The organism is Aquabacterium sp. UBA2148 (assembly GCF_002328915.1).
Taxonomy (GTDB): domain Bacteria; phylum Pseudomonadota; class Gammaproteobacteria; order Burkholderiales; family Burkholderiaceae_C; genus Aquabacterium; species Aquabacterium parvum.
The window spans coordinates 1-4278 of sequence record NZ_DCXA01000111.1 but is presented as its reverse complement, the minus strand read 5'-3'; the positions used below and the strand labels follow the sequence as shown (position 1 = coordinate 4278).

Here is a 4278-nt window from a genome sequence, read left to right as displayed (position 1 = left end):
CGCACCAAAGGCATCACCGGCATGGCGGTCGAGCTGATCGACCGATTCAGGGTCAAGGCCGCAGGGCCGCATGCCCTGGCCAAGAGCCTGTCGGGCGGCAACCTGCAGAAGTTCATCATGGGCCGCGAGATCGACGCGGCGCCCAAGGTGCTGCTGGTGTCCCAGCCAACCTGGGGCGTTGACGTGGGGGCCGCGGCGCAGATCCGTGGCGAGTTGTTGAAGCTGCGCGACGCCGGCTGTGCCGTGCTCGTGGTCAGCGAGGAGCTGGACGAATTGTTCGAAGTGAGCGACCGCCTGATGGTGATGGCGCAGGGGCGGCTGTCGCCGTCCATCCCGGCCGCCGAGGCCACCGTGGAGCAGATCGGGGCCTGGATGAGCGGCCTGTGGGACGGTGGCGCTGGCGAGGCTTCGGCAGCGGTGCCCGGCCTGGTGACGCAGCAAGGGGGCGCCCATGTTCAAGCTTGAGCCGCGCCCGGCGCCGTCTAAGCTGCTGACCTTCACCTCGCCGCTGATCGCGTTGGCGATCACGGTGCTGGTGGGGGTGCTCCTGTTCGTGGCCCTGGGCAAGGACCCCTTGGCCGGTTTGCGCATGTTCTTCGTCGAGCCGCTCAAGAGCGGCTACGCGCTGTCGGAGCTGAGCCTCAAGGCCACGCCGCTGGTGCTGATCGCGCTGGGCTTGTCGGTGTGTTTCAGGGCCAACCTCTGGAACATCGGCGCCGAAGGGCAGTTCATCCTGGGGGCCATTTGCGCCGGTGGGGTGGCCATGCAGGCCACGCCAGAGAGCGGGCCTTTGCTGATGCCCGCCGTGCTGGCGGCCGGTGCCTTGGGCGGCATGGCCTGGGCCGCCATCGTGGCGCTGCTGCGCGACCGCTTCAACGCCAGCGAGATCCTGGTCAGCCTGATGCTGGTCTACGTGGCCGAGATGCTGCTGAGCTACCTGGTCTACGGACCCTGGAAGGACCCCAACGGCTACAACTTCCCGCAGACCATCACCTTCCTGGAAGCGGCGCGCGTGCCCAAGCTCGTGCAGGGCTGGCGCCTGAACATCGGCGTGTTCATCGCGGCCGTGGCGGTGGTGGGTTTTGCGGTGTTCCTGTACCGCACCTTCGCGGGCTTTCAGCTGCAGGTCGGTGGCCTGGCCCCGGCGGCGGCCCGTTATGCGGGCTTTTCCAGCCGCAAGGCGCTGTGGACGGCGCTGCTGTTGTCGGGCGGCATGGCCGGCCTGGCCGGTGCGCTGGACGTGGCCGGGCCACAAGGTCAGCTCACGCCTTACGTGCCGCTGGGCTACGGCTTCGCGGCCATCATCGTGGCCTTCGTGGGGCGCCTGAACCCGTTCGGCATCGTGTTCTCGGCGGTGCTGATGAGCATGTTCTACATCGGCGGCGAACTCGCCCAGTCGCGCCTGGGCCTGCCCAAGGCCCTCACCGGTGTCTTCCAGGGCCTGCTGCTGTTCGCGCTGCTGGCCTGCGACACCTTCATCCACCAACGCCTGCGCTGGGTGAGCAAGAAATGATGACCGCCGAATCTCTGGCCCTGCTGATCGCGGCCACCCTCAACGCCGGCACGGTGGTGGCGCTCGCCTCCCTGGGCCTGCTGATCAACGAACGCGCCGGCGTGCTCAACCTGGGCGCCGAGGGCATGATGCTGGTGGCCGCCATCGCGGGCTACGCGGCCTGCGTGCACACAGGCAGTGACCTGGTCGGTTTTGTGGCAGCGGCCGGTGCAGGCGCGCTGCTGGCGGCGGCATTCGGTGTGCTGGTCATCTGGCTGGGCACCAACCAGTACGCGACGGGGCTGGCGCTCAGCCTCTTCGGGGCGGGCCTGAGCGCCTTCGTCGGCATCACCTACACGCAACTGCGACTGCCCGAGCGCGTCAACCACGCCATTCCCTATCTGTCCGACCTGCCGTTCGTGGGCCCGGCGTTCTTTCGGCACCACCCGCTGGTCTACATCACCATCTTGCTGGCCATCGGGCTGACGTGGTTCCTGCTGCGCTCGCGGGCGGGCCTGGTGCTGCGCGCGGTGGGCGAGTCGCCCGAGTCGGCCCACGCGCTGGGCTACGCGGTGCGGCCCATCCGCCTGCTGGCGGTGTGCGTGGGCGGCGCGCTGTGCGGCGTGGCGGGGGCCTACATCTCGCTGGTCTACACCCCGCTGTGGGTGGAAGGCATGGTGGCCGGCAAGGGCTGGATCGCCCTGGCGCTGACCACGTTCGCCACCTGGCGGCCGCTGCGCGTGCTGCTGGGGGCCTACCTGTTTGGTGGCGTGACGATGCTGCAGTTTCAGCTGCAGGGGCAGGGGGTGCAGGTCCCCTCGCAACTGCTGACGATGCTGCCTTACCTCGCCACCATCGTCGTGCTGGTGCTGATCTCGCGCAACCCGACGTGGATCCGCATCAACATGCCTGCTTCGCTGGGCAAGCCCTTCCACCCGGGCGCCTGAGCGGGCATGATCGTTGCTGTTGTAGTTCGTCCTGTGGATGCAAGAAGTTCTCAACCCTGGAGATGACATGACCTCTGACCTGTCCAAGCGTTCCGTGCTCAAGCTGGCGGGCTTTGCTGCGCTCGCCGCCACCGCTGCCCTCGTGGGCTGTGGCAAGAAAGAAGCCGCACCCGAAGCCGCTTCTGCCGCTTCCGAAGCCCCTGCGTCCGCCGCAGCCGTGGCCGGCCCGCTGAAGATCGCTTTCGCCTACGTCGGCCCTGTGGGCGACGCTGGCTGGACCTACGCCCACAACCAGGGCCGCTTGGCCGTCGAGAAGGAGTTCGGCGACAAGGTCGTCACGTCCTTCGTCGAGAAGGTGCCCGAAGGCCCCGAGGCCGAACGCGTGATCCGCGACCTGGTGGCCCAGGGCAACACGCTGGTCTTCGGCACCACCTTCGGCTACATGGAGCCGATGCTCAAGGTCGCCGCCGACAACCCTGGCGTCAAGTTCGAACATGGCACCGGCTACAAGACGGCTGCCAACATGCGCACCTACGATTCGCGCACCTATGAAGGCGCCTACATGGCCGGCGTCATCGCAGGCGGCGTGACCAAGACCAACACCCTGGGCGTGGTGGGCTCCATCCCCATCCCCGAGGTGATCCGCAACATCAACGCCTTCACCCTGGGCGCGCAAAGCGTGAACCCCAAGGTCAAGACCAAGGTGGTCTGGGTCAACGCCTGGTTCGACCCCCCGAAGGAAAGCGAAGGCGCGCAGAGCCTGCTGAACCAGGGCGCCGACGTGCTGTTCCAGAACACCGACTCGGCCGCCGTTTTGCAGACGGCCGAGAAGGCCGGCAAGCATGCCTTCGGCTGGGACTCCGACATGAGCGCCTTCGGCCCGAAGGCCCACCTGGCATCGGCCGTCATCAACTGGGGCCCGTACTACATCAAATCCGTCAAAGAGGTGCTCGAAGGCAGCTGGCAGACGGGCGGCGCCTGGTGGGGCGTCAAGGAAGGCGCCATCGACCTGGTGTCGATCTCCGACGCCGTGCCGGCCGAGGTCAAGGCCAAGGTCGACACCGTCAAGGCAGGTCTGAAAGACGGCAGCTTCGTGATCTGGAAGGGCCCGATCGTTGGCCAGGACGGCAAGGAAGTGCTGGCCAAGGATGCGGTTGCCGACGACAAGTTCCTGGGTGGCATCGGCTTCTACGTCAAGGGCGTGGAAGGCTCGATCCCCTCGGCGAAATGATGGCGAAGTGATGCCGATTTGATCGATCGGGCGGCTGCGCCGATGTGGCTCAGCCGGACCTGAAAAAGGACCTGAGAAGGTCCTGACAAGGGGCGGGGAGCTGTGGTCTGTGAAGGATTGCAGCCCCGCCCCGTTTCATTGGTGGCCCAAGCGCCGAACTGTGCCACTTCGACCCCGTGAAACCTCGGGATGGCACCCGGGGGCATCGGCCTAAACTGGGGCTCATCAAGGGTTTCGGCCGCGCGCCGCACCGACGAGCCACAAGCTCCGCCGCCCAGGTCAACCTGACCGTGCCGCGCGACCGCCACCAGGAGGTCGTCGATGAACGCGCCACTGCCCCCGGACGTGCTCCGGGCCCTCGCTTCCCTGTCCCTGGAAGACAAGTACACGCTCGAGCGCGGCAGCGCCTTCATGAGCGGCATCCAGGCCCTGGTGCGGCTGCCCATCCTGCAGCACACGCGCGACGCCATGGCGGGCCTGAACACCGCTGGCTTCATCAGCGGCTACCGGGGCTCGCCCCTGGGCGGCTACGACCAGGCGCTGTGGAAGGCTCGCGAGCACCTGGCCAAGCACCACATCGTCTTCCAGCCCGGCGTCAACGAGGAGCT

General features: G+C 67.4%; 4 protein-coding genes and 1 pseudogene. All 5 read left to right on the top strand.

Features of this window, described 5'->3' with window-relative positions; all coding sequences use genetic code 11:
• Window positions 1-465, top strand: a pseudogene (locus B2W70_RS06065) (ABC transporter ATP-binding protein); the annotation flags it as partial.
• The gene (locus B2W70_RS06060) at window positions 452-1513 is read left to right on the top strand and encodes an ABC transporter permease (RefSeq protein ID WP_286743834.1); all 1062 of its coding nucleotides are present in this window, start codon (window positions 452-454) and stop codon (window positions 1511-1513) included. The pseudogene B2W70_RS06065 and the gene B2W70_RS06060, both read left to right, overlap by 14 nt.
• Window positions 1513-2439 carry an ABC transporter permease gene (locus B2W70_RS06055; RefSeq protein ID WP_286743831.1) on the top strand — a complete coding sequence of 309 codons (927 nt, stop codon included), beginning with the start codon at window positions 1513-1515 and terminating at the stop codon, window positions 2437-2439. Before B2W70_RS06060 ends, B2W70_RS06055 begins: the two co-directional genes overlap by 1 nt.
• A 67-nt stretch (window positions 2440-2506) precedes the next feature.
• On the top strand, window positions 2507-3670 hold the full coding sequence (locus B2W70_RS06050; RefSeq protein WP_286743829.1) for a BMP family ABC transporter substrate-binding protein: 1164 nt from the start codon (window positions 2507-2509) through the stop codon (window positions 3668-3670).
• Between the two features lie 321 nt (window positions 3671-3991).
• Window positions 3992-4278 (top strand): hypothetical protein (locus B2W70_RS06045; RefSeq protein WP_286743827.1); only part of this gene is annotated, 287 nt, incomplete at its 3' end.